The 25930-nt window shown below is 45.0% G+C and carries 22 protein-coding genes, 1 tRNA gene and 1 other RNA gene; 14 read left to right on the plus strand and 10 right to left on the minus strand.

The features are described 5' to 3' along the window. Nucleotides 1-466: LrgB family protein (locus RTR63_RS06835; RefSeq protein WP_312523400.1), on the minus strand; the 466-nt coding region annotated here is incomplete at its 3' end. Nucleotides 467-508: 42 nt separating this feature from the next. Next, nucleotides 509-985 carry a CidA/LrgA family protein gene (locus tag RTR63_RS06840; RefSeq protein ID WP_312523401.1) on the minus strand — a complete coding sequence of 159 codons (477 nt, stop codon included), beginning with the start codon at nt 983-985 and terminating at the stop codon, nt 509-511. A 132-nt stretch (nt 986-1117) separates the two neighbouring features. Here RTR63_RS06840 and RTR63_RS06845 point away from each other — a divergent pair, with 132 nt between their 5' ends. Beyond that, nucleotides 1118-2017, plus strand: a complete 900-nt coding sequence (locus RTR63_RS06845; protein ID WP_312523402.1) for a LysR family transcriptional regulator — start codon at nt 1118-1120, stop codon at nt 2015-2017. Nucleotides 2018-2229: 212 nt separating this feature from the next. Then, the gene (gene cysK, locus RTR63_RS06850) at nt 2230-3246 is read left to right on the plus strand and encodes a cysteine synthase A (protein ID WP_312523404.1); all 1017 of its coding nucleotides are present in this window, start codon (nt 2230-2232) and stop codon (nt 3244-3246) included. Between the two features lie 195 nt (nt 3247-3441). Here the strand turns inward: cysK and RTR63_RS06855 are convergent, their stop codons facing one another. Together RTR63_RS06855 and RTR63_RS06860 are read right to left on the minus strand one after the other, a co-directional pair. Beyond that, a complete protein-coding gene (locus tag RTR63_RS06855) occupies nt 3442-4812 on the minus strand; it encodes an MATE family efflux transporter (RefSeq protein ID WP_312523406.1) in 1371 nt (456 codons plus the stop codon). Between the two features lie 220 nt (nt 4813-5032). Further along, entirely contained in the window at nt 5033-6025 is a 993-nt protein-coding gene (locus tag RTR63_RS06860) for a hypothetical protein (protein ID WP_312523408.1), read from the minus strand. 269 nt (nt 6026-6294) lie between these two features. Here RTR63_RS06860 and hemW point away from each other — a divergent pair, with 269 nt between their 5' ends. The 8 genes from hemW (at nt 6295) to RTR63_RS06900 (ending at nt 14086) form a co-directional block, all read left to right on the plus strand. Then, nucleotides 6295-7443 carry a radical SAM family heme chaperone HemW gene (gene hemW / locus RTR63_RS06865; protein WP_312523410.1) on the plus strand — a complete coding sequence of 383 codons (1149 nt, stop codon included), beginning with the start codon at nt 6295-6297 and terminating at the stop codon, nt 7441-7443. A 90-nt stretch (nt 7444-7533) separates the two neighbouring features. Further along, nucleotides 7534-8319: a TatD family hydrolase gene (locus tag RTR63_RS06870; RefSeq protein ID WP_312523412.1), complete on the plus strand. Its 786-nt coding sequence runs from the start codon at nt 7534-7536 to the stop codon at nt 8317-8319. Nucleotides 8320-8631: 312 nt separating this feature from the next. Beyond that, nucleotides 8632-9333 carry a TetR/AcrR family transcriptional regulator gene (locus tag RTR63_RS06875; RefSeq protein WP_312523413.1) on the plus strand — a complete coding sequence of 234 codons (702 nt, stop codon included), beginning with the start codon at nt 8632-8634 and terminating at the stop codon, nt 9331-9333. 97 nt (nt 9334-9430) lie between these two features. Next, on the plus strand, nt 9431-10093 hold the full coding sequence (locus RTR63_RS06880; protein WP_312523415.1) for a prepilin-type N-terminal cleavage/methylation domain-containing protein: 663 nt from the start codon (nt 9431-9433) through the stop codon (nt 10091-10093). Next, nucleotides 10090-10512: a type II secretion system minor pseudopilin GspI gene (gene gspI, locus RTR63_RS06885; protein ID WP_312523417.1), complete on the plus strand. Its 423-nt coding sequence runs from the start codon at nt 10090-10092 to the stop codon at nt 10510-10512. The genes RTR63_RS06880 and gspI overlap by 4 nt, the downstream gene beginning before the upstream one ends. Beyond that, a complete protein-coding gene (gspJ, locus tag RTR63_RS06890) occupies nt 10509-11321 on the plus strand; it encodes a type II secretion system minor pseudopilin GspJ (RefSeq protein ID WP_312523418.1) in 813 nt (270 codons plus the stop codon). The genes gspI and gspJ overlap by 4 nt, the downstream gene beginning before the upstream one ends. A 26-nt stretch (nt 11322-11347) precedes the next feature. After that, nucleotides 11348-12568, plus strand: a complete 1221-nt coding sequence (gspK, locus tag RTR63_RS06895) for a type II secretion system minor pseudopilin GspK (RefSeq protein ID WP_312523419.1) — start codon at nt 11348-11350, stop codon at nt 12566-12568. 219 nt (nt 12569-12787) lie between these two features. Continuing rightward, a complete protein-coding gene (locus RTR63_RS06900) occupies nt 12788-14086 on the plus strand; it encodes an NCS2 family permease (protein ID WP_060995436.1) in 1299 nt (432 codons plus the stop codon). Nucleotides 14087-14146: 60 nt separating this feature from the next. Here the strand turns inward: RTR63_RS06900 and ssrS are convergent. Continuing rightward, nucleotides 14147-14345, minus strand: a non-coding RNA gene (gene ssrS, locus RTR63_RS06905) — 6S RNA. A gap of 296 nt (nt 14346-14641) precedes the next feature. Here ssrS and gpmI point away from each other — a divergent pair. Beyond that, complete coding sequence (gpmI, locus tag RTR63_RS06910; RefSeq protein WP_312523420.1) at nt 14642-16264, plus strand: 2,3-bisphosphoglycerate-independent phosphoglycerate mutase; 1623 nt, start codon at nt 14642-14644, stop codon at nt 16262-16264. 23 nt (nt 16265-16287) lie between these two features. Next, on the plus strand, nt 16288-17805 hold the full coding sequence (locus RTR63_RS06915) for a S41 family peptidase (protein ID WP_312523421.1): 1518 nt from the start codon (nt 16288-16290) through the stop codon (nt 17803-17805). Nucleotides 17806-17865: 60 nt separating this feature from the next. On the opposite strand, the gene cysE is transcribed toward RTR63_RS06915, so the two are convergent. The 4 genes from cysE to dnaE all read right to left on the minus strand — a co-directional run bounded on the left by cysE (nt 17866) and on the right by dnaE (nt 23861). Next, nucleotides 17866-18792, minus strand: coding sequence for a serine O-acetyltransferase (gene cysE / locus RTR63_RS06920; protein ID WP_409418205.1), 927 nt, complete (start codon nt 18790-18792; stop codon nt 17866-17868). A gap of 121 nt (nt 18793-18913) precedes the next feature. Then, on the minus strand, nt 18914-19750 hold the full coding sequence (locus RTR63_RS06925) for an RNA methyltransferase (RefSeq protein WP_312523422.1): 837 nt from the start codon (nt 19748-19750) through the stop codon (nt 18914-18916). Between the two features lie 24 nt (nt 19751-19774). Then, on the minus strand, nt 19775-20119 hold the full coding sequence (locus RTR63_RS06930; protein ID WP_312523423.1) for an Hpt domain-containing protein: 345 nt from the start codon (nt 20117-20119) through the stop codon (nt 19775-19777). A gap of 172 nt (nt 20120-20291) precedes the next feature. After that, nucleotides 20292-23861, minus strand: coding sequence for a DNA polymerase III subunit alpha (gene dnaE, locus RTR63_RS06935; RefSeq protein WP_312523424.1), 3570 nt, complete (start codon nt 23859-23861; stop codon nt 20292-20294). 148 nt (nt 23862-24009) lie between these two features. On the opposite strand from dnaE, the gene RTR63_RS06940 reads away from it, so the two are divergent. Further along, a tRNA-Arg gene (locus tag RTR63_RS06940) sits at nt 24010-24085 on the plus strand. 77 nt (nt 24086-24162) lie between these two features. Here the strand turns inward: RTR63_RS06940 and RTR63_RS06945 are convergent. Then, the gene (locus RTR63_RS06945) at nt 24163-24564 is read right to left on the minus strand and encodes a hypothetical protein (RefSeq protein WP_060995430.1); all 402 of its coding nucleotides are present in this window, start codon (nt 24562-24564) and stop codon (nt 24163-24165) included. Between the two features lie 310 nt (nt 24565-24874). On the opposite strand from RTR63_RS06945, the gene pdxA reads away from it, so the two are divergent. Beyond that, on the plus strand, nt 24875-25927 hold the full coding sequence (pdxA, locus tag RTR63_RS06950; protein ID WP_312523425.1) for a 4-hydroxythreonine-4-phosphate dehydrogenase PdxA: 1053 nt from the start codon (nt 24875-24877) through the stop codon (nt 25925-25927). The last annotated feature ends 3 nt before the right edge of the window (nt 25928-25930 follow it).

A 25930-nucleotide genomic window follows, 5' to 3' on the forward strand; every position in this document is an offset into this window, starting at 1 on the left:
CCCCAGTAATTAAAGTAAATAGCGACACGAGCGCCGCTGAACCATGAATCTGCTGCGCCAAATCAATCGCAAATGGGGTAGAAATTGACCGTGCCATCAAACTGTAGGTGAGTGTGGCATCAAATTTAAATACGCTAGCAAACACCATGATGCTAGCAATACCCACCAACATGCCCACCACAATCGACACCGCAAGCACGGCAGCATAGCGGTAAATCAATTGACGATACTGATAAATCGGTATGGCAAATGCCACGGTGGCAGGGCCCAACAACTCCACAATCCAAGCGGTATCGGCAAAATAGGTTTGGTAAGAAATCCCAAGCACAATCATCAAAATAATCGTTACCGTCGCCACTGTGATGGCAGGATTGAGCCAAAATTTTGGGAAACGGGCATAGACCCGCTTTGCTAAAACATACGCCAAGATAGTCCAGATTAAACAGCCGATAGAGATAATATTCATAGTAAATTACGATTGGTATGATTAATGATTAATGATTAATGATTAATGATGGGCATGGTGCGTGCGGCGATACAACGCGCGCTTAACACGATTGCCTAGCATAAAAGTGATGGCAGAGCTCAGCATCACCAGTGCCGTACTCACGACAATGGTAATCATCAGCTGCCAACCTTGAGCAAAAAATAACTGCTGATATTGGGTAATCGACATCATCAGCGGAATAAATAACAGCACCAACTCACCCAAGATAAACTTCGCGCCGATATTGACCCAGTTGGGTTTAATTACCCCAGTTAATAGCAATCCCAGCATCAAAAACAGCCCCACAATGCCAGATGACATAGGGAGGCTGAATAATTTTTTTAGGATGTCAGCCGCACCCCATACCACACCAATGAAGGTGATTTGCAGTAAAATTTTGACCAGTGGCTTTTGTAACATAGGGTCTGTTTTATGGGATAGCAGTTTATGGGGCACCAGTTTATGGGGTAATAGCTGCTGAAAAGTCGAAAGATTCATAGCGCGTTTCATGGTAAACAAGTCATCAACAATGAAGATATGTAGTATAAAAAAACCATTAACAAAAAATATGAATAATATTTTTAAAATTATGCGTAAAATCTATAAAGCTATTTTGGGCACTGCAAAAACATGATGACCTTAAAACAACTTCAATGCTTTATCACGGTGGTGAAAACTGGCGGCTTTTCTCATGCTGCCGATACATTGAGTTTGACGCAGCCAACCGTCACCAAAGCCATTTCTAATTTGGAAGATACGCTAGGGGTGGCGCTTTTTGATAAGCAACTGATGAGCCGCAAGCGGGATATTGCGCTGACCGAAATTGGCGCATTGGTGTATGAGCAGGCGCAGACGGTGCTGCAACATGTCGGCTACCTTGAGCAGACGGTGACACAATATCAGCACATGGATCGCGGGCAGCTGCGGCTAGGGTTGTCACCACTCGGGGGTGAGTTGTTGAGCGATGCGATTTTTGAGTTTTATCAAACCCATCGCCATATTGAGCTGTCGTTGCTAGAAGATGGCGCAGAGTCGTTAAAACAAGCCTTGCTCGATGATACGCTTGATGTGTGTACCTTGATGCAACCGATTGAAGATAGCTTTGATTGTATCCCAGTGTGCGATTATCCCATTATGATGGTGGCACACCGGCAGCATATGGGCAATACCATCAAACAAGTGACTTTAAAATCTTTAAAAAATGCGTCGTTGATGTTGTTTGCGTCTCATTCGTCATTCACCTCAATGATTGTCGAAGAGTGCCAAAAACTCGGCTTTGAGCCCAATATTATTTGCCACACCAACCAATGGCAACTATTGACGACATTGTTGAAAAAAAACATGGGGGTGACGCTACTGCCCAAATATTATACCGATAAACTCGATGACAAACAGCTGGTTTGCCTGCCGCTTGTCCAGCCTAATTTGACTTGGCAAATGGTGATGGCATGGCGAAAACACCGACCACTGACCCCAGCCATGCAAGCTTGGCTAAACATAGTACAGCGCCAAGCTAATAATAAAGTTTAATGGGAAAGTTTAATAGGAGAGTTTAATCGACAGGCTATCAACATTTGATAAACCTTTTGATAGCACTGTGTTACAGCTTTGTGTTACAGCCTTGTATTATAGACCCGGGTGTTAACGCTTTTTGATATATGGAATTTACCAAATGATGTTAGACACCGCAAAATCACTGCCGTAAAATCATTCAACAATACCTCAAAAAAAAGGGAATACCTATGCTACAACAACCTGATGATCACTACTCCGCACCCGCCAACCTTGGCACAGCGGTATATGCCAACAATGCTGATGCGATTGGTAACACGCCGCTGGTACGTCTTAATCATATCATGCCACAGGGGGTGACCGTGCTTGCCAAAATCGAAAGCCGTAACCCCGCGTTTTCAGTCAAATGCCGAATCGGTGCGGGCATGGTGCAAGCCGCCGAGCAAGCAGGGTTATTAAAGCCAGGTATGCAAATCATCGAGCCGACCAGTGGCAACACGGGGATTGCGCTGGCGTTTGTGGCAGCAGCCAAAGGCTATAAAATCACGCTGACCATGCCCGCCTCTATGAGTATGGAGCGCCGTAAAGTGCTGGCTGCGTTGGGCGCACACTTGGTACTTACTGAGCCTTCGCTAGGTATGAAAGGCGCGGTGGAAGCTGCGCAAGAAATCCATGACAACCATCCTGGCGAATACTTTTTGCCGCAACAGTTTGATAACCCTGCCAACCCAGACACCCATGTCAAAACCACCGCACCTGAGATTTTTAATGCCACCGCGGGTAAGGTCGATGCGCTAGTGGCAGGCGTGGGTACAGGCGGGACGATTTCGGGTATCGCCCGTTATTTTAAACAAATCAAAAATCAGCCGCTTTATACCGTCGCGGTTGAGCCTGCGGAATCACCGATTATTACCCAAACGCGTGAAGGCAAGCCCATCACCCCAGGCCCCCATAAAATCCAAGGGATTGGCGCCAACTTTATCCCAAAAAATCTTGCGCTTGATTTGCTTGATGAAGTCATCACAGTAACTGGCGATGATGCGATTGCATGGGCAAGACGGGCGATGACCCAAGAAGGTATTTTATGCGGTATCTCTTGCGGTGCAGCGCTGCAGGCGACGTATCAACTAGCAAACCGCCCTGAGATGCAAGGCAAAACCATTGTGGTTATTCTGCCAGACAGTGGTGAGCGTTATTTAACCAGTGTGCTATTTGATGGCATCTTCACTGGCGAAAACTTTAATTAACAAACTTTCATGAACGATAAAAAAGGGCGTTAGTTCGCCCTTTTTTACTTTATTTTTAATTTAAAATCGCTATAAAAATCATCGGTTGAATAAACCAAACATGGTCATCAACCCATGACCTATAAAAAATAACCTACAATAAATAGCCTAAGCGACTTTTTAATCATTGTCGATTGTTTTTCTTTTTAGGTTATTCTATAGCCAAGCCACTTTTAAGCGTTTTTGCTGACGTAATAAACGCGTTCCTAACAGCAGTGACGCCAATCCCAGCGCTGCAACTAGCGCGATCCAAAATCCCTTAGCCCCCATATCGGTATGGCGCACCAAATAGGTACCCAGCGGAATCGCCACCACCCAATAGCAAAACAAGGTGATGAACATCGGCACTGTGGTATCTTGCATACCGCGCAAAATTCCCGCAAAATTGACCTGCCAGGCATCAAACAACTGATACACGGTGGCAAACCATAATAACAGCGCGGCTTGCTGAATCACTTGCGGATTTTCACTAAAGAAAGTTGGCAGGGTTTGCCGAAAAATGGCAGTTAACAACATGCTAATCACCGCAAATGACGTGGCTACGGCAATGCCGATGAGCTTGATACGTTTAAGCTCTCGGTAATCTTTGGCGCCATAGCGGTTTGACACCATGATGGTGAGCGCCATCGCGACTGAAAACGGGAACATGAATAACTGCGATGAAATCGTCAACGCGACCTGATGGCTTGCCACCGCGATTTCACCCAGCGGGCTGATGATAATGGAAGCTAGACTAAACGCGCTCACTTCAAAAAAAATCGACATACCAATGGGAATACCAATCGATAATTGCTGACGCAACTGAGCAAAATCCATGCCGGCAAAATTGGCAAAAAACCGTTGATTGGCAAAATCTGACTGGGGGCTCAAAGTCAAATAGCTTACCAACATCAATAAATTTATCCATAACGCAATCCCAGAGGCAAAACCACAGCCCGCACCGCCCATGGCAGGAATCAGCGCAGTATCGCCGAGGGTGACGCCATGAATAAACGCATAGCTGAGCGGCACATTTAAAATCAAACCAATGAGGCTAATCACCATGACCACGGTGGGATGTTTTAAGCTTTCGGTGTAGCAGCGCAGTGAGGTATATAGACAGACCGCAGGAAACCCAAAAGAGATACCAAACAAGAATTTTTGGGCGATATGCTGAATATCCTTTGGTACCTTCATCCAATCAAACAAATAATGCAGCTGATTGACCGCTACAAACCCTATCATACCGATGATAAGCGCCAGCCATAGCGATTGTTGGGTGATAAATGGCACTTTTTGTAGTTGCTGCTGACCAATCGCTTCTCCAATCAATGGCGTGGTGGCAAGCAAAATACCAACCGCCAGCAAAAAAGTGGGCATCCAAATACCCGCGCCGATGGCCACGCCCGATAAATCTAGCGCAGAGACTTGACCTGCGAGTAAGGTATCGACCAAGGCGAGCCCTGACTGGCAAATCTGAGTGATTAAAATAGGGAAGGTCAAGACAAATAATTGTTTGAAGTCTTGACGAGCAATAGCTGACAGCATGTAATGACCAAATATTCGTTGAAAATTCAATAAAGGCGGCAGTTTAACAGATTTTGCGGCATGATTTTTTATTGTTTAATTTATTGTTTAATTTATTGTTTAACAGGTCAGCAAATTAACAGGTCAAAAAAGTTAGCGTTTGATTGTGATAGCATCAACATACAAAAGCCTTTATCAAATGTCGCCACAATTTGATAAAGGCTTTTTTCAACAATAGATTTTAAAGCGCTTTAATCATGGCTTGATAGCCTGTCAGTTTATTGGTGGCATCAAAGGTCTGTACCACAAACGCATAATTGGCTTTAGTGGCATCCACAAAGGGTGTAAAAGTAGTGCCGTAGGTTAATTGGTTGGTGCGTACAAAACCCATACCGCGGTCAGTGGCTTTATCCAAGTTGATTTGGGTGACAAGGGTGCGAGCGGTGTTGGCAGGCGCAGCCCAATTGAGGTTTAGGGTACTACCTGTCCCCATGAGATTAACGCCTAAATTGCCGACAGTAGCCGTGAGTGGTAATACTTTAAAATCGCCATCGCCGCCTAAGGTATAGTTGACATCACAGCCGTCTTTATTGTCAGATAATTGTTTGCCAAAATCGACACCCACCTGATAACTATATTGACCATCCCAATAATCGCGCTTGCTATCATAATCACCATTAAATGGCATGCCTGCCACAGAGGTTTTTAATTCGTCAAACTGTAAAAATTTAAGGACCGTATTATCAAATTTTGCTGCTGGGTCGAGTGTGCCAGACAGTACACCACCGATCGCTTCGTCAGTTTTAATAGAGATTTTTTCTGTGGTTAAGATGTTTGGGTCTTGGCAAGTTTTTTGTTGATAGCTCATTTGACCATACACCGAGGCAGCATAATCATTGCCAATATCAAAATACACCACACCCAAGTCGCTATCATTGGGCTCGTTGTCGTTGTCTTCCACAAAATAGCCAACATACAACCCCCCTTTACCGCCTTCTGGGGTGATTTTGTCCAAAAAATTATCTAAGCTGTCTTCGGGCAAAAAGATACTTTGTAAAATCTCTGGCATGCTTTTTTCTTTATTGGTTAATTTATCCTCGACTTTTTTGTAGGCAGCGCGGACATCCGTTGCAATGTTTTTATAACTATCATTGGCATCGTTTAGGGCATTGTCGACAGTCTCACTACCTGAGCCGCCACACGCAGATAGGGCGATGGTGAACGCAGTTAGCATGCCTATTTTATAAGACGCTTTTTTATAAGGCACCTTTTACATGGCACTTTTTTATAAGGCGCTTGGGTGTATGACATGATGACAATCCTCGAGAATAAATAAAATAGCAAAACAAATAGCGATAAATTATTAAATAAAATCAAAATAAAAGTTTGGGCTATGCTACCATTGTTATTTTTTAAAGTATAGCCAAATAGTAACGATTATCATCAAAAAATTATTGGCTATAGCGTGTTAAATTATCAATCAAATGAATTAGTTACTGATTAATGCCAAATCCAAACCTTATCCCTTTATCGCTTTATATCCATATTCCTTGGTGTGTAAAAAAATGCCCGTATTGTGATTTTAACTCACATGAGAGCCGTACACCGATTGATTTTGTAGGCTATGTCGATGCCTTATTAGACGATTTAAAAACCCAGTTAAGCTTGGTACAAGGGCGCAAGATTGCCACCATTTTTATTGGGGGCGGCACGCCATCGCTACTGCCGATTGCGCAATATCGGCAGCTTTTTGCGGGTATCAATGCTCAGTTAACACTGACTGACGACTGTGAAATCACCATGGAAGCCAATCCTGCCACCGTGGAGCATGCGCCATTTCATGAGTATCTAGCGGTCGGTATCAATCGGTTGTCGCTTGGCGTGCAAAGTTTTCAAACCCAAAAACTTGCTGCCTTGGGGCGGATTCATAACCCGCAGCAAGCGCTTTTAGCTATTGCCAATGCCCAGCAAGCAGGGTTTAAAAAGTTAAATGTCGACTTGATGCATGGCTTGCCCAACCAGACATTGGCAGACGCCCTGAGCGATTTGCAGCAAGCGATTGATTTGGGTATTTCGCATATTTCGTGGTATCAGCTTACCATTGAGCCCAATACCGTGTTTTATCGCAATACGCCGATTTTGCCCGATGACGAGATATTAGTGGATATTTTTGAGCAAGGCGCTCAGCTTTTGAAAGCCAATGGGTTTGTGCAATACGAAGTGTCCGCATGGTCAAGGCAGGCAGATTTTCAGCCCAGTCAGCATAATCTCAACTATTGGCAATTTAGCGATTATTTGGCGATTGGGGCAGGCGCGCATGGTAAAGTCACGCGACCTGATGGCATTTACCGGTTTAGCAAATCTCGCTTACCAAAAGATTATAGGGTTAATCAGTCGGCGATAGGTTGGCAAGCCATCAAGCCTGCTGATTTACCGTTTGAATTTATGATGAATGGGCTGCGGCTAAAAAATGGCGTACCCAAACAGTTTTGGACACAGAGAACAGGCTTGGCATGGTCAGCCATTGAGCCGCAATTGATACAACTACACAATCGGGGTTTGGTTGAGTTAAGCGGTGACCATATCCACTGCACAGCGCAAGGATTTTTATTTTTAAACCAAGTGCTGCAAGAATTTTTACCCGATGACTAACGCTTTTACTAACGCTTTGACGGTGCATTTGATTGAATTTATGCGCCGCAGCCTTATTTAAGCGTCAATCAATTAAAAAAAGAGAGTGATATGTTTACCGATACCCATGCCCATCTAAACCGTTTGGATTTAGAAAAATATCAAGGTGATATCCGTCAAGCCTTACAAGCCGCCAAGGATGCCAATGTGCAGCGTATTATGGCGATTATGTGTGAGCTGGATGAATACGATGCTATTTATAAGATTATCAATACAAAAATTGACGGGCTGACGTTAGGAATGAGTGTGGGCGTGCATCCGTGCGAAGACATTGCCATGCTAAAGAGTGCAACGGTTGAAACACTCGTTGAAATGGCAAATCAGCCGCATGTTTGGGCGATTGGTGAGACGGGGCTTGATTATTATTGGTCAACAGAAAATAGCATAGAACAAAAAGCCAGCTTTGCCCGTCATATTCATGCCAGCCAGCAGCTAAAAAAACCCATTATCGTCCATACCCGTGAGGCGAAACACGATACGTTGGATTTATTAAAAGCAGAAAAAGCCGAGCATGGCATTATTCATTGCTTTACAGAAGATTATGACACCGCCAAAAAAGCCTTGGACTTGGGTTTTTATATTTCTTTATCAGGGATTGTAACCTTTAAAAATGCCACTGAATTACAAGCAGTGGCGAAAAAACTGCCTAAAGATCGCATTTTGATTGAAACCGACAGCCCATACCTTGCGCCAGTGCCCAAACGCGGCAAATCTAACGAACCTGCTTTTGTACCCTATGTGGCGGATTTTCTCGCCAAGCATTATGCCATGCCAGTGGCTGAGTTCGCGCGCTTAACCCATCAAAATTTTGACGCATTACTACATCAATATGCTTAAAAATAGTTAAACAAATCTTTATACTTTATTAAGTAGGTAATAAAATTTATGTGATAAAACATTTGGCAATGACTCATCAGTCATGTATCATACGTAACAACCTTGCTTCTATGTTTCTAAGCAAAGTTACTATGCGAGATTAGTAAGCTAGGTTACTATGCGAGGTTATTAAGCAAAGTTACTATGCAAGGTTATTAAGCAAGCATTTTTTTATCATTTATTTTTTATCATTTAACAGTTGTGCGTAGATGGGTTGATGTAACGGGTCTCGTCAACAATAGGGGCTACTAGAACAGACTGATGGAGTAATCAATGAGTCGTCAACAACAATTCAAAAATCGTGAAGAAGTCATATTGGCAGTTGCCGAGCAGTTGCTATTAGAGTCTGGGGAAGGTGATATCACGCTAGATAGTTTAGCCGAGCAGCTAGACTTAGCCAAAGGTACGCTATACAAGCATTTTACCAGCAAAGATGAATTGTTTTTACGCATCATTATCCGTCATGAGCAACAACTACTTGCGCTAAGCGAAGTCGGCGATTGTCCTGCCGCAGGTGTGGCACGTCTTACCCTGTTTCAACTGATCAATCCGCAAAAAGCCATATTACTCAACCAAATTGAAGAACGCTTAGCCAATTCTGCCGTAGGGCTTAATAAGCTTTTTTCGCAGTTGTATGAAATTCGCCGTGAACGCATGAAGCGATTAATCAATACCACGGCTGAATACCTGCAATCGCTACACAGTAGCATGAGTACCCGAGACTATCTGTCAACCATTTGGGCGATGGGTCAAGGCGGTGCAGGACTGCTGAATTCTAGTTTTTACCAACGCTATCTCGGTCGCCGCGATACTTTACGTTTTGCCTTGGTTCAGCATATTTTAGATATTCCCAAGCAATACCCTGCTGCGGTACAATCAGTTGATGCGCCTACTGGGGCGAGTCAATCAAACGCTGCTACTCATACGGCAAATTCACAGACTGATTCAAGCCTGACGACGCGCAATGTCAAATAATAAATGTCAAATAGTAGATGTCAAAGAATACTAGTTAACTATCATCACCCCCGGTTAAGCTTTATAAACTATCCCTGTTTTGTCTGAGTGCATAACGATGCGATTGCTGTTTGGTCGGTCTTGTAAAACTTTCACGCCCGCACCCAGTGCGAGGGGTGGGCAACAAGGGTTTACCTTAATTGAAATCATGGTGGTCATCGTCATTTTATCTATTTTTGCTGGGATGATGAGTTTATCGGTGGGCGGTAGTGAAAATCGTAGAAACACAGCATTTTATGAGCGTCTGACCAGTAATCTTGATTATGTACGCTTGTTATCAACAGAACGCATGCAGCCGTATGGGCTGGCAATCAAACTGCCGCAAAATGACACGCCCAATCAGCTAGTGGTGGTTAAATTAGAAAACGCCTTTTCCTATTCTCAAAGTGCTGTTGGCAATGCCAATGCCGCCATAACCTCGCAACCTGCGCCACCACAATGGGTGATAGAAAAACAAATCCCACCGCTGGATGTGCCAGACAACCTTGATGTCAAAATCCGCCCACTGGATAACCTATTTAATACCACAGCCGCCCAGAATACCCAACCCACCGCCAACTGGTTAAGCGGCAGCGAAGCACCGCCTGTGGTATGGTTTGGGACAGGCGAGGCGACACCGGTACAAATCAGCATCCAAAAAACCAATGATGATAAACAAACCTTTGCGGTTGGCAATCCCATCATCGTCAACCAAGCTGGGGCAATCGAGGTGGCAAAATGACCATGGCTACCTCAAATAAACTGGCTGTCAGACAGTATCAGCAAGGATTTACGTTACTTGAAGTCATGGTGGCGTTAGCGATTTTGGCGGTGGTTGCGATATCGGCCAGCCAAGCCAGTCGCAGTTATGTGCAATCCGTGGATAACATGAAAACACGAACCTTTGGCTATTATGTGGCGCAAAACACGCTGGCAGAATTACGAGTACAAAAAACTTGGCTCACCGCATCCGATACTCGGCAAATCACCTCGCAAGGCCGTCAGTGGCAAGTGGTTATCTCACCGCAAACCACACAAACCAGTCAAGGCTTTGTCCAACCCATTCATATTCGCGTGGCACCTATTGTCGATGGCAGCGCAAAAAAAGACGTGGTGGATATCGATGCAGTCCTGGTAAAGGATATGGGGACAACGCCGTGAGCCCTTTTTCTATTCATTGCTCTGCTGCAATGGCACCGCATAAAACATCCCAGCAAGGCTTTACCTTAATCGAAATGATGATTGCGTTGGTGATTTTTGCGATGCTGGCATTAGCGGGATGGCAGATTATGGATAGTCTGACCAAAAGTCGCGAGCGCGGCTACCAACATCAAAAATCATTATCACAGCTTGATTATGCTTATTTACAGCTGTCGCAAGATTTGGCACAAACCAGCAATTATGTGGCGGTGCCAATCCTGTCAGCGACTGACAATAATACGGCATCGACCAATAGTTCCGCTATGACGCCAACCTTTGTATTAAATGCGTCACAAATAAGTTTTATCCGTTTTGCCGCGCCCGATCCGCGTTATCAGCCGTCACCTATGCTAGCAAAAATACAATATTCGGTGGCGGGGGAAACGCTGACTAAACGGCGTTTTTACCAGTTAGACGACAACAACGAAACCCCTGCAACCAGTGTGTTATTGACAGGTATCAAGGATGCCAGCTGGCGAGCATTGACGCCTGACGCGGTGAGTGTGTTTCCAGATGAAGCCACGCTGCAAAAGGTACAGCAAATACAAGCGCAAAAAAACACCAATCAAACAGCCAATGCTTCAACCAATCCGATTCCCAACCCGACTGATAACGCAACAGATCAAAATGGCAATTTGCAAAACAGGATAGATTTGACGCCTTATCAGCAGTTACCACGCGGCATCGAGCTTAATTTTAGTTATCAAGGCGAGCCGATTACTTGGCGATTTGCGTTACCAAACACACCGCCAAACGCACCGAACCCATAATTCAATCAAATTTTAGCAAATACACCATGCCAACAAACCGCACTCCGTCTAAAATTTTTGCAAATATTGCCATAGCAAACCCGCCATATCGGCATGGGCAACAAGGGATGGCACTCCTGACTATTTTGTTGTTGGTGGTGGCGATTACCATCGTGGCAGGCAGTATGCTTGCCAATCAAAAAGTGATGATTCGAGAATTTGAGCTGACCAAAGGTCAAGGGCAGCTTAGGGAATATGCCTTGGCAGGGGAAGCTATGGCGACCAATTTGATTGCGCAAGACAGCCAAGTCAACCAAGTCGATAGTTTAGCAGATGCTTGGGCAAAACCCATAGCTGAGCAAACCCTGAATCAAGCCAAGGTCAGTATTAAAATCGACGATGATGCCAGCCGTTTTAATATTAACAACCTGTATCACGATGGCAAAGTAGATGACACGGCACTGGCATTTTTTCAGGCGCTGTTACAAGCCAATGGCTTATCGCCCAATATTGCGATGGCGGTGCTTGATTGGCAAGACCCAGACAGTGACACCCGTGCCGACGGTGGCGCAGAAGCAGCGTATTATCAAAGTACGGGCAAAAAAATGGCGATGGGTATCGCTAACCAGACTTTTATCTCAATCAATGAATTGCAATATGTGCGCGGTATGGATAGCGAAGCATTGCAAAAATTAGCGCCGTATCTGACCGCAGTGCCATATTATCTGCCCATGAATATCAACACAGTGAAGCCCGAACTATTAAGCGTACTGGTGAATTTACCCACCGCAACCAGTGGCAACCATCCGCAAGGCTCAAACCGTTCGGACAGTGATGACGCCCCAGAATCTGGGCAAGACACTAGCGCAGCTTCAAATGTGGCGGCTACCCACCAAATCGACGATACAGCAATCATCAATTGGGCGAATGCCCGAGAAAACAACCTAGCGGTGCAAAACTTGACTCAATTGTGGGCAGTACCAAGTTTTGCCCAGATTGACGAGCGCAACAAAGCAAGCATCGCCAAGCTGTTATCCACCCAAAGTCAAAGTTTTCACGTCGTTGTCAGCGTCAAAAGTGACGACAAGCAGCTTTTTTTGCATAGCCAAATCGCTAAGATTTTACCCAAAGCTGACAATGACCCAGCGGCTGCTTCTGGTGTGTCAGCGACACCCATGCCAGCACCAGTCAATACGCAAAATAACACGCAAAATGGCACGCCGCAACTCATCACTTACAACCGCCAATTTTTACCCTTTGCCCAATAACGCAGCAGCGCAATAAATTGGCTTCAAAATTCCCAGTTATTTTATGTTTATTTTAATCAGTTATTTGTTGCTGGCGTATTCTAGGGTAAAATAGGGGGTTTTTCTTGGGCGTTGTTGAATGACAATGGGGCAGAAAACGGGCACAAAAGCGTTGTCTACACAACGGATACACATGCAACCTAGACGCATAAATTGGATGAATAAATTGGGTGAATATAGATGAATGTAATCGAGCGCTATTTTGGCATAGATGGCCGCAATACAACGATAAAAACTGAAATTCTGGCAGGTCTGACAACCTTTTTGACCATGGCTTATATTATCTTTGTCAATCCCGACATGCTGGCAAAAGCCGGGATGGATAAAGGGGCCGTATTTGTGGCGACGTGTCTAGCCTCAGCGCTGGGCTGTTTTTTGATGGGATTGATTGCGCGTTTGCCCGTGGCATTGGCACCTGGCATGGGTCTAAATGCGTTTTTTACCTTTACCGTCGTCTTGGGGATGGGTAAAAGCTGGCAAGTGGCATTGGGCGCGGTGTTTATTTCAGGCTTGCTCTTTGTGCTGATTAGTGCCTTTAAACTGCGCGAATGGATTATCAACGCCATTCCCTATACCCTTAAACAAGGTATCGTGGCAGGGATTGGGGCGTTTTTAGCGTTTATTGCGCTTAAAAGCTCAGGCATCATTGTAGCGAGTCCTGCCACATTTGTGACCATGGGCAAACTCACTGATTTTGGTCCTGCGATGGCGATTTTAAGCTTTTTTCTGATTGTCGTATTTGTGCAGCGTAAAGTCCCTGCGGCAGTGATGTTGTCAATTTTGATTGTGACGGTGATTAGCTTGTTGGCAGGGGAAACCCATTACTCAGGGATTGTGTCAATGCCGCCGTCGATTGCACCGACCTTTATGCAATTAGACATTGCAGGTGCGCTTGATGTGAGTATGGTTAGCGTGATTTTTGCCTTTTTATTTGTGGTGTTATTTGATACATCAGGCACATTAATTGGCGTGACTAAAAAAGCTGGGTTAATGTCTACCGATGGTCAAATCCCGAATCTAGGTAAAGCTTTGTTTGCTGACTCAACGGCGGCTGTGGCAGGGTCATTGCTAGGGACTTCATCGGTAACGAGTTATGTAGAGAGCACAGCCGGCGTGGCAGCAGGTGGACGCACCGGTTTGACCGCTATTGTGGTGGGTGTGTTATTTTTATTGGCGTTATTTTTTGCGCCATTGGCTGGGATGATTCCTGCGTATGCGACGGCAGGGGCGATTTTTTATGTCGCGGTATTGATGTTATTTACGCTGCGTGAGATTGATTGGGATGACTTGACCGAAGCATCACCTGTCGCGGTAGTGCTGCTATTGACGCCGCTTACTTTCTCAATCGCGGATGGGATTGCGTTAGGTTTTATCACCTATACCATTGCCAAATTGGTGAGTGGACGTTATAAAGAAGTTAGCCCTGCGGTTTGGGTGTTAACGGTGATTTTATTGGCAAAATTGATTTTTTTAAGTTAATCAATGGCTGAGCAAAAAAAACCATCTAGCCGAATTGGGTTAGATGGTTTTTTTATTAAATTTTGGTCCAGAGTACCGCTGTCTATGTGAACCCATGAACTGTAACGTTCAGGGTGGGTATGGCAACCACTCTTAAGGCTTCCTGAATCATCGCAGCGTAGCTGGATGCAGGCTTGCACAACAAGTGAAAAGAACGCATACCCTTATATAAATTATCAGCTCAGGTAAAACCATAAACTGGCGAATACCCCAGATGCACTCATTGTAACAGATTACCTAGGATGATGCAAAAGCTCGCTCGTTAATTCAATGATTGATTAAATTAATCAAACTTGACTGTCAAAATACCATTCAAATCGTCAACACACATCACAAGGTTTTTTGCTCTCATCATATTGCTTAGCAGTTAACAGGCTTAGCATTTAACAGGCTTTGCAGTTAACAGAATGACGCAAAATCTGGGTTAAAGAGATGGAGCGAGCTATGCTATAATTTTCAAAATTTTTTTAATACCAGTTTCGTATTTTCCTTATTTTAGCTTTTCTAGAGGCAACAATGAATCAAGCGTCTAACTCGGTTACCCATCAATCGACGGTTAAAAAAATCCCCCATGTGTTGATGATTTTAGATGGTTTTGGACATCGCGAAGATCAGCGTGATAATGCGATTGCCGCGGCGCACACCCCAAACCTTGATTATTTGTATCAGCATTATCCGCATGGGTTGATTTCAGGGTCAGGTGAAGACGTGGGTTTACCCGCAGGGCAGTTTGGTAACTCTGAAGTCGGGCATATGAATTTGGGTGCAGGTCGTATTTTGTATCAAGACTCTACCCGTATTCACAAAGAAATCCGCGAACAGCAATTTTTTAGCAACCCTGCATTAACCGAAGCAGTAAAGCTTGCCAATAACCGACAAGCCAATGTGCATATCATGGGATTGTTATCCGATGGGGGAGTTCATTCGCATCAAGATCATATTGTCGCGATGGTGGAGCTGGCATTGCAGCAGGGTGCAAAGCAGGTCTTTATCCATACATTTTTGGACGGGCGTGATACGCCGCCTAAAAGTGCGGACAATTATGTCGCACAATTACAACAAGCGCTTGCCACGCTTAATGAGCGATATGAGGGCACGGCTTATTTGGTCAGTCTTATTGGTCGCTACTTTGCGATGGATCGGGATAAACGCTGGGATCGGGTACAGCAAGCGTATGATTTGCTGACCCAAGCCAAAGCAGAACGGGTGGTGCAGTCAGGTGCTGAAGCGATTAGCGCAGCGTATGGCGCAGGTGAAAGTGATGAGTTCGTCAAACCGACTTGGGTGCGTTATGCTAACCAAAACGCTGACTTTGGTACTATCCAAGACAATGACAGTGTGATTTTTATGAATTTTCGTGCCGACCGCGCCCGTGAAATCAGCCAAGCACTCATATCAGCTGATTTTGATGGCTTTACGCGTGAGAAGCTGCCAACGCTGTCAAAATTTGTGATGCTGACCAAATATTCCGATGAATTACAAAACAATGGCGTAACCAGTATTGCCTTTGAACCGACATCGCTAACCAACACATTGGGCGAGTATTTGCAAGCGCAAGGCAAAACCCAATTGCGCATTGCTGAAACGGAAAAATACGCCCACGTGACTTTCTTTTTTAGTGGTGGGCGCGAAGCAGAGTTTGAAGGGGAGCAGCGTATTTTGGTCAACTCGCCTGCGGTTGCTACTTATGATTTACAACCTGAAATGAGTGCGCCAGAAGTCACTGAAAAATTGACCGATGCCATCAATTCCGGTACGTATGATGTACTGATTGTGAATTATGCCAATGGTGACATGGTAGGGCATACAGGTGTGTTCGATGCCGCTGTCAAAGCCGTCGAAACGTTAGATAACTGTGTGAAAACCATTGCTGATTGCGTGATTGCCAATCACGGGCATTTGCTGATTACCGCTGACCATGGCAATGTTGAACAAATGCAAGATTATGATAGCGGACAGGTACACACCCAGCACACCACAGAGCTAGTACCATTTATTTATGTCAATGAGCAAGCGCCTGATAACGTCCACATTCGCACAGGTGGTAAGCTATCAGATGTGGCGCCAACACTATTGGACTTAATGAACCTTGCCAAACCTGCCGAAATGACAGGTGAAAGCTTAATCGTAGCAAACTAACAGTTAATGGGTACAACTATCCTATGGTAACGCAGCGTCTCAAACCCCTATTTAACCCTACTTTTAAAAGACACGTTATCGTTCTGGCATTGTGGGGGATAGGTTCATTGAGTCATGCTGCTAGCCGACCGACTGTCAGTTCGCCTGTCAAACCACCTGCCAAATCTGCTACCTCAGTTTCTGCAAAAACTAATAAAACGGCATTAACACCTGCAATCACTCAGGCGATTGCGAGTACTAATCCTACTGCCGTGCCCGTTAGTGCGGTGAATGCACCTAATGCTGTACCAGATGGCGCTGATTATGATAATTCGACGGATGACGGCGCTGACGATGGCGGGGAAGTGGATATTACGTCAACCACGCCTATGGTGACTAATCCAGCTACTCAGCCAAACCTAGACACTCAGCCCATCGCGCCAGCTTCTGGGCAAATCCAGCAAGTGGCGTTGGAGGCGGTATCACCCGTCACAGTCGAAAAATTTGTCAAAATGATTGATATCATCCGTCAAAACTATGTGACGAATGTCGATGATGAATCCCTGTTTGCCAATGCGATGGCAGGCACTTTAGCTGGTCTCGATCCTTATTCTGAATATCTGGATGCAAACGCGTTTGAAAACTTAAGGTTATTTACCGAAGGCGATATTGGTAGTATTGGTGTGAGTGTGAGTTTTCATGCCGATGTAGATAGCTGGGTGTTTGATGATGTGCTGCCCAACTCGCCTGCTGCAAAAGCGGGTATTCAGCGCGGCAATTATTTGCATCAAATCAATGATAATAAGCTGGACAGCACGCGAACCCCACAAGATGTCGATCAGCTGCTGACAGGCATCGCAGGGACAACGGCTCGCTTGTTAGTCTCGGATAAAGGTCGTCGTAAACATCTGGTGGTGGTGCAAAGAACCTTGGTACAACAACAAGCCATGAGTGCCAACATCATTAATGGTGTTGCGGTGGTGCAAATCCCTGTGTTTCAAAACAATACTCAGCAGCAATTTTTAATGGCGCTCACCAAATTAAATCAGCCGTTTAACGTGCTGGTACTCGATTTGCGCAATAACCCAGGTGGCGTGTTGTCAGCTGCCAATGATATCGCAAGCTTATTTATGAACGATAAAGTGGTGGTGCAGATTAAAAATCGCCAGGGCATACAAGAGGTGATGCGCACCCACGGCAAAGCCCAGTTTGCCGATTTACCGTTGGTGGTGTTGCAAAATCGTTATTCTGCTTCGGCGGCTGAAGTATTAGCCAGTACGCTACAAAACAACCAACGAGCTAAGGTGTATGGCGAAACCAGTTATGGTAAAGGCTCTATCCAAAGCATTGTACCCATCAATGATAACGAAGCGGTAAAGCTAACGGTCGCGCATTATTACTCAAGTAAAGGCGACAAAATTGATGGCGTAGGCGTCAAACCGGATGTGACTTTGACGGGTGCAGAAACGAGTTGGCAAGATCAGGTATTAGCGGATTTGCAAACCACCAAACGAAGCAACCAATTTTTACTTAAACCTACGCCAACGCCTCAGTCTTTTTAAGCTCATCACCTAAGCCGTCACCCAATAATCTGTCATATTTATCATCGGGTGGAATTTATCTTACAATTCATCTTCCATAAAAAATTGCGGATCGACGGCATCCAAATCACGCACATCAAGTTTGGTATAGTGTTTTTTGCAGAAATTTGGATCCAATTTGCACATCGCACTTTGCAATTCATCAAGGCGCGCTTCAGACTGGCGAATGTGCTCGAGCATTTTGATAAAAGTCATTGCCACAGGGTCTTGGGTGTTTGGGTCAATGCCATATTGATGAAAAACGCCCGCTTGCTCTAACTTAATTTTATTGCAATCATCCTCATTGGTAGCAGAGGTATTGATGGAGGTTTGTTCAACCGCTTTCATCTGCTCAGCATCGGTTGTTTTTTTGATGACGGTTTTTTCGATATAGTCGTCAGTTGGGGTGACCCCATTATTTGCCAAGCTATCAAGCCCCATTTGCTCCGCTTTGGCTTTATCATGAATCAAACGCGCCGCGCCGCCTACCATGGTCGCACCGGCAGGCACTTCTTTGACCACGACAGCATTAGAGCCGATTTTGGCATATTTACCCACGGTAAATCCGCCTAATACTTTGGCACCTGCACCGACAACCACGCCATCTTCCAGGGTGGGATGGCGTTTGCCTTCACTTAATGATACCCCACCGAGCGTGACGCCGTGATACAAGGTGACGTCATCACCGATTTCAGCGGTTTCACCAATGACCACGCCCATGCCATGGTCAATAAAGAATCGCCGCCCAATTTTTGCTGCAGGATGAATCTCAATCCCGGTCAAAAATCGATTGCCAAAGGATACAAACCGTGCCAAGCCTTTGTTATTGTGTTGCCACATACTGTGGGCGACGCGGTGAATCAATAGCGCATGGACGCCAGGATAAGTCAACAGCACTTCAAGCGTGTTACGTGCCGCAGGGTCACGGTCAAACACCGCTTGGATGTCCTCTTGTAATTCTGCTTTGATGGTCTGGGTTTTTTTGGATAAATTTTGGATGACGGACAACATACTGACTACCGATTTTATAAAAATTTTAAGTGATTATGATATCACGAACTCATCAATTGCTTGAAAATTTTAAACAAGCTTAGGATTTAAGTAATTTTGCGATGGTGGCTTGCAGTAACTGATATTCTTTGATATCAAGCTGTAATCTACTAAGAAGTCGATTAATACGCTGAGGCATCACTTTAGATTGGGCGGGATTGTAAATTTCTAAATTCTCCAGCAATGCCAACAGCCTATTTTCTAGCTGTAAACGCTGCTCATTTGAGATAGGTGGCTCATCCCACTGCTGGCGAAAAGTCAAATCAATGGATTTTTCAGCCGCCGTTTTTGCCGTTAATGCCAATTCGGCGGTTTCGTAAAAAACACTGGCAATCACTTGAACCGCAGCCGCCACATTTAACACCCCATACTGCGGATTGGCAGGAATTTGAATATGGTAGTCAGCCAATTGCAGCTCTTCATTGGTCAAACCGCGATCTTCACGACCAAACACAATGGCGAGTTGCCAATTGCGATGCGCAGAGTCTGTCATTAAATCGTCAAGGTTTTGAAAATTAGTGACCATCAATTCAGCCGCTTGTCGGGGCGATAATACGGGTCTTGGAATATGGCGTTGGCGACTACTGGTAGCAATCACCCAGTGGCAATCTTGCAAGGCTTGCTCAAGGGTGTCGCAAATGGTCACAGCGTCTAAAATGGCTTTGGCACCTGCCGCATGGGCATAGGCATCTTCGTCAATCGGTAGTTTAGGCGCCACCACCGTGAGCTGTGTTAGACCCATGGTGTGCATGGCGCGGGCGGCAGAGCCGATATTGGCAGGCAAGGTGGTATTTACCATCACAATGCGAATACCGGCTAAAAATGCCGCAAGGGTTGAGAAGGGTTGCGGAGAAGCGTTAGTGTCAGTCGTTACCATGGGTTGTCAAATTTTAGTCAGTCGTTACGCAATAAGCGATTGTATTTGGTCATTCACTGCATGGCATTCCGCTTTGATTTCTTCAATCAATTGTTCATGTTGGTGGATATGACCCGTGCGGCAGATTTCTTGCAGTTTATAACAAAGTTCGGTCAGCTCGGTAGCGCCAAGGTTAGAGCTAGCGCCTTTTAAGCCGTGCGCTGCATTATACCCCAAACGGTTGTCTAAGGTGGCATAAGCTGTCTCCATTTCCGATAAACGTTGTAAGCTATCTTGCATATAAGTATGCATCAAATCGACAAAATCTTCGTCAAGTAACGCTCTTAATTCTTCAAACTGGGGCAAGTTGATATGGGAGGGCTGAGTCATGAGAGTTTCCTGTTGATGGGGCATTGAATAAAACATCATTGATTAAATCTGATTGGCTTATTTTAGCCCATATCTCATTGAATTTTATCAAAACTTTGATGAAAGTCAGTTTAAGGGATACAAACGTTTATCGCAGGGTGGGTTTATCGACCAAATTCACCAAAATCAGGCACTAACTAAAATGTAAATGCAAATCTTCTTCATTGACCAAGCTTTTGAGTTTGCCAAAATTCTCTTCTGTCGGCACAATTTGCCAATGCGTTGGCATATTAAGATGGGCAATCGCATAGTCGTTATACACACATAGGTTAATCGGCACCCCTAATTGACCTGATTGAGCCAATGCATTGGCGGGCTGACTGTCCGCAAATTGGGCATTGTCGGCCGGGTGATTAAACTGATGCGATAAATAGTGAATTGTTGAGTGATTGGCGGTCGCTAACAATTGCTGTATCTGTTCAAACAATGCCATATCATGACCTGCGATTTTGATGCTGATTTTTTTGAGCCAGCGTTTGCGCGCATCGGTTAAGGTCATTACATCTTGTAGGCTGGCATAAAACGTGCCATCGCGTTCACGAATAGAGCCGTCGATGATCACCACGGTTTCCACTTTAAGCTTGTCTTTGACGCGGGCAAAGCGCTCGGCATAACAACTCACTTCGATACGACCTGTACCGTCATCTAAGGTAATCACTGAGCGATTACCAAAGTTTGCCACATCGAGTATCAAGCCTGCAAAAAATACGGTTTCGCCATAGCTGGTTTCGCTTAAATCGCCTAATGTCTTTGGCGTATAGCGTTTTAACTCATCGCGATAACTATCAATCGGGTGACCGGTCAGATAAAGTCCTAGCGTGTCTTTTTCGCCTTTTAAGCGTTCAGCATCTGTCCAGACAGGCTCACGGGGCAATGGGGGTGGCGCAGTGACCTCTTGTATATCGCTAAATAAATCAATCATCCCTAGGCTGTCATTGCTACGCTGTTGCTCGGCTGCTTGTACCGCTTTTGGCAATTCGGCAAGTAACGCGCCACGGATGTGATAAGCTTCATCCGCAGGCAAATCAGGTCGTAATTTTGGCGCAAAACTATCAAAACAGCCTGCTTTAACCAATGCTTCAAGGGTGCGTTTATTGACTTTTCGCGTGTCAACACGGCGGCAAAAATCATACAAATCGGTAAACTCACCGCCCGCGTTTCGCGCTTCCACGATAGACTCTACGGCACCTTCACCGACACCTTTGATACCGCCTAACCCATACACAATGGTCGTCGGGTTAATCGGCACAAACGCCCAATTGGAGTGGTTAACGCTAGGGTTTTCTACTTTTAAACCAAAATTTTCGCGGCAATCATTGATAAAAAACACCACACCATCGGTATTATTCATGTCGGAGGTAATGACCGCCGCCATAAATTCGGCAGGGTAGTAGTGTTTTAAATAGGCGGTTTGATAGGCTAACACGCCGTATGCCGCTGAGTGTGATTTGTTAAACCCGTAGCCGGCAAATTTTTCCATCAAATCAAACACGCCACCTGCAAGTTTATCATCGATGCCCTGATCAATTGCCCCTTCAACAAAAATACTGCGCTGCTTTGCCATTTCTTCGGGTTTTTTCTTACCCATCGCGCGGCGTAGCATATCGGCACCGCCTAGACTATAGCCTGCCATCGCTTGCGAGATTTGCATCACCTGTTCTTGATAGACAATCACCCCATAGGTATTTTCCAGTATCGGCTCAAGTCGGTCATGGTCATAGATGACCTCTTCGCGGCCGTGTTTACGGTCAATGTACATATCGACCATCCCGGCATCGAGTGGACCTGGGCGGTACAGCGCACACATGGCGATAACGTCTTCAATATTGGTCGGTTTAAGCTTGGCCAAATATTTTTTCATGCCGGTACTTTCAAGCTGGAATACAGCGGTGGTATGGGCATCTTGTAGCAGGGAGTAGGTGGGTTTATCGTCTAAGGGTAAAGTCTCAAGATCAAGCGGTGGCTGTTGCTCTTTAGCGCGGCGTGCATTGATATTTTTTACTGCCGCATTAATTACCGTTAGGTTTCGTAGACCCAGAAAGTCAAATTTTACCAAGCCAACTGCTTCCACATCGTCTTTATCAAACTGACTGACGGGATGACCCTCTTCATCACAATAGATTGCGCTATAATCGGTAATTTTGGTCGGCGCGATAAGTACGCCCCCGGCATGTTTACCAACGCCACGGGTAATCCCTTCGAGCCGTACCGCCATTTCCCAAATCTCATTGGCATCTTCATAATCCATATTGTCAGGATTGTTAAGCAAATCTTTGAGTTGCGGTTCGGCTTCAACCGCTTCAGCCAGCGAAATACCTGGGGTTTTCGGGATAAGTTTGGAGATTTTATCAGCAAGACCATACGACTTACCTTGAACGCGCGCGACATCACGCACCACCGCTTTTGCCGCCATCGTACCAAAGGTGATGATTTGGGATACCGCTTCTCGTCCGTATTTTTGCGCCACATAATCAATGACGCGGTCGCGCCCTTCGATACAAAAATCGACATCAAAGTCTGGCATGGATACCCGCTCGGGGTTCAAAAACCTTTCAAACAGTAGGTCATATTCTAGCGGGTCTAAGTCAGTGATATTGAGCGAATACGCCACTAAAGACCCCGCGCCTGAGCCACGACCGGGACCTACAGGCACATCATTGGCTTTTGACCAGCGGATAAAATCCATCACGATTAAGAAATAGCCGGGGAAACCCATATTCAAAATCGTCGTGAGTTCAAACTCCAAACGCGCATCATACGGCTTGCGTTTTTCTACCCAGCTGCCGTCGCGTTTTTCGATGGGGTAGAGTTTTTCAAGGCGTTTTTCTAGACCTTCTTGGGCGGTGCGTCGGAAAAAGGTTTCAATGGTATCGCCTTCGGGAATGGGAAATTCGGGTAAATCGTGATGACCCATAGGAATAATGACGTTACAGCGTTTTGCCAAATCCAAGGTGTTATCAATCACCGCTGGCATGTCACTAAACAGGGCAGTCATCTCATCTTGGGTTTTTAAATACTGCTCAGAGGAATAATCACGTGGGCGATTGGGGTCGGCAAGCACTTGCGAATTGGCGATACACACCCGTGCTTCATGCGCTTCAAAATCATCTTCTGTCAAAAAACGCACGTCATTATGGGCAATGATAGGCACATCAAAGGCATTGGACATGCGAATGGCTTGCTCGATAAAACGGTCTTCGTTGGCACGCTGGGTGCGTTTAATGGCAAAATAGACACGATCGGCAAATGTAGTTTGCCATTGTTGTAGTAGGCTATCGGCTTTTTCTGGGTGACCTGATAACATGGCTTGACCGACGTCTGATTTTTCGGTGAACAGCACAATCACCCCTTCACTGCGCTCAAAAATCCAGTCACGCTGAATAATCGGTTTGCCCATTATTTGACCATCGACAAAGCCTTTTGACACGATATTGGTCAAATTCTTGTAGCCGATTTGGTTGCTGGCAAGTAGCGTTACTGTCGTACTATCATTTTCAAGCCATACTTCAGAGCCAATAATCGGCTTGATACCGGCATCCAAACAAGCTTTATAAAATTTGACCGTGGCATACAGGTTTGATAAATCACTAATAGCAAGCGCCAGTTGGTTGTCGGCTTTGGCAGCTTTGACCAGCGCTTTGATGCGTACAATCGAGTCAGTGATAGAAAATTCGGTGTGAATACCAAAGTGTACAAATGCCATGGATTGCCTTTATTGCGGTTCGTCTTTAGCCCACTATTATACTATGAATTGCCAAACTGCGAACCTACAAAATCAGCAACAAAACGCTTAAAAAGTATCAGCGGACACTAAGCATTTACGATTTAATATGATAAAATAGCAGGCCTTTACGCCTATAGCTTAACTGGATAGAGCAGTTGCCTCCTAAGCGACCGACGTGGGTTCAAGTCCCGCTGGGCGTACCAGTTTTTTTGACATCAAAAACTTATAAAAATAAAAAACCCAATAAAAAATTATTGGGTTTGGTTGAAAAAAGTAAAACTTAGCTTAAACGTTTGGCATTAGCGGCCACGCGGCTATAGATAGGATGCATCCCTTTTTCCAAAACATGCAGCGCTTCTTGGTTAACAGCATAAAAGAAGTTTTGCAATGAAATCGGTTGACCCAAGCTTAATTTCATACAATTTGAAAACATTAATTGCCCAATATTTTGCTGCGCAACGAGCGCTTGCCAAGCCATTTGCGTCCAAGATTCAAAAAATGCGATGGGTTTTTCAGTCACCATACGCTCCATTTCTTTCATTTCTTTGGCATTGTTGAGGGGGTTTTGTTTCGCTATCATATAGATACGGCGCTGCATGACTTGTGGTACGCGAACTGAAAAATCTTCAGATTGCTGACACATTTTTTCAACTTTTTGGTTAATATGTTCGTAGGTAGCCATAAGGACTCCATTGATAACAACAGTAAAATACAGGATTGACAGTAAAGTGTAGTGCTATTATACACTGATTTAAATTAAGTTAATAATAGCAAACTCATTGGGTATACAATAGTTACTTAACATTACGCAAATAATTAGATTTCATTTAATCAAATCATTGGTAATCGCTAACCATCATCCGCGTAATCAGGGTTTTAGTTCAACTCATGAGCATGAAACTATTTAATCAAGTTAACAATGCGCCACATGTGATAATGAATTCAAAAATATTAACTGATAGCTTTATCAGTGTTAATCAAAAGGTATAAAAATGACCACGCAAAGTCTTCCCTTAGTAATTACCTCGGGCGAACCTGCGGGTATTGGCATGGATATCATACTGATGCTTGCTGACAGACAGCAATTAAATCTGCCCAATCGCGCTGTCATTGTGTTGGCAGATATCAACGCGCTGCAAGAAAGGTATAGTGAGCTCAAACAAAAAGGCGCTGTAAAAGACGGATTGATGATTCAACAATTAGCGACGCATGAGTTACATGAGTTAAAAGATTTACCGCAAATTGCGCAACCCTCAGCGCATGATACTATTTTGGTGGTGGATGTGCCGACAGCACAACCTGTGGTAGCAGGGCAGTTAAATCCTCATAACGCGCCAATGGTCATCGCACAGTTGCAACTGGCGCATAAGCTCGCCATCAGCAAACAAGTCGCTGCAATTGTCACCGCGCCACTGCAAAAATCGGTGATTATGACTGTGTTGCCAGACTTTATGGGGCATACCGAATTTTTTATGCAGCAGTCGGGGCTGGATAAAGTGGTGATGATGCTCGCCAATAGCCTGATGAAAGTGGCTTTAGTCACCACCCATTTGCCCCTGCGTGCGGTCGCCGATGCGATTTCCCACGAAGAAGTGGCAAAAACCGTTGATATTGTCATCCATGATTGTCAGCAAAAATTTGGTCTCACTCACCCAAAAATATTGGTCTGTGGACTCAACCCTCATGCTGGGGAAAGCGGGTATCTAGGCAGAGAAGAAATTGACATCATCAATCCTGTGTTACAGCACTATCGCGATCAAGGTGTGGATATTAGTTTGGCGATGCCAGCTGATACCTTGTTTACCCAAAAACATATCGCCACTGCCGATGCTATCATCGCCATGTATCACGATCAAGGACTGGCGCCGCTCAAATCACATGGGTTTGGCGAAACCGTGAATATCACTTTAGGGTTGCCTTATATTCGCACCTCAGTCGATCATGGCACAGCACTGGATTTGGCAGGCACAGGCAAAGCGAGTGCCGATAGTCTGTATCGTGCGATTGACTATGCCAATAACATGGCGACCGCGATTGCCCTCTAATCA

Source organism: Moraxella sp. CTOTU47724 (assembly GCF_032014955.1).
In the GTDB taxonomy this organism is placed as follows: Bacteria; Pseudomonadota; Gammaproteobacteria; order Pseudomonadales; family Moraxellaceae; genus Faucicola; species Faucicola tetraodonis.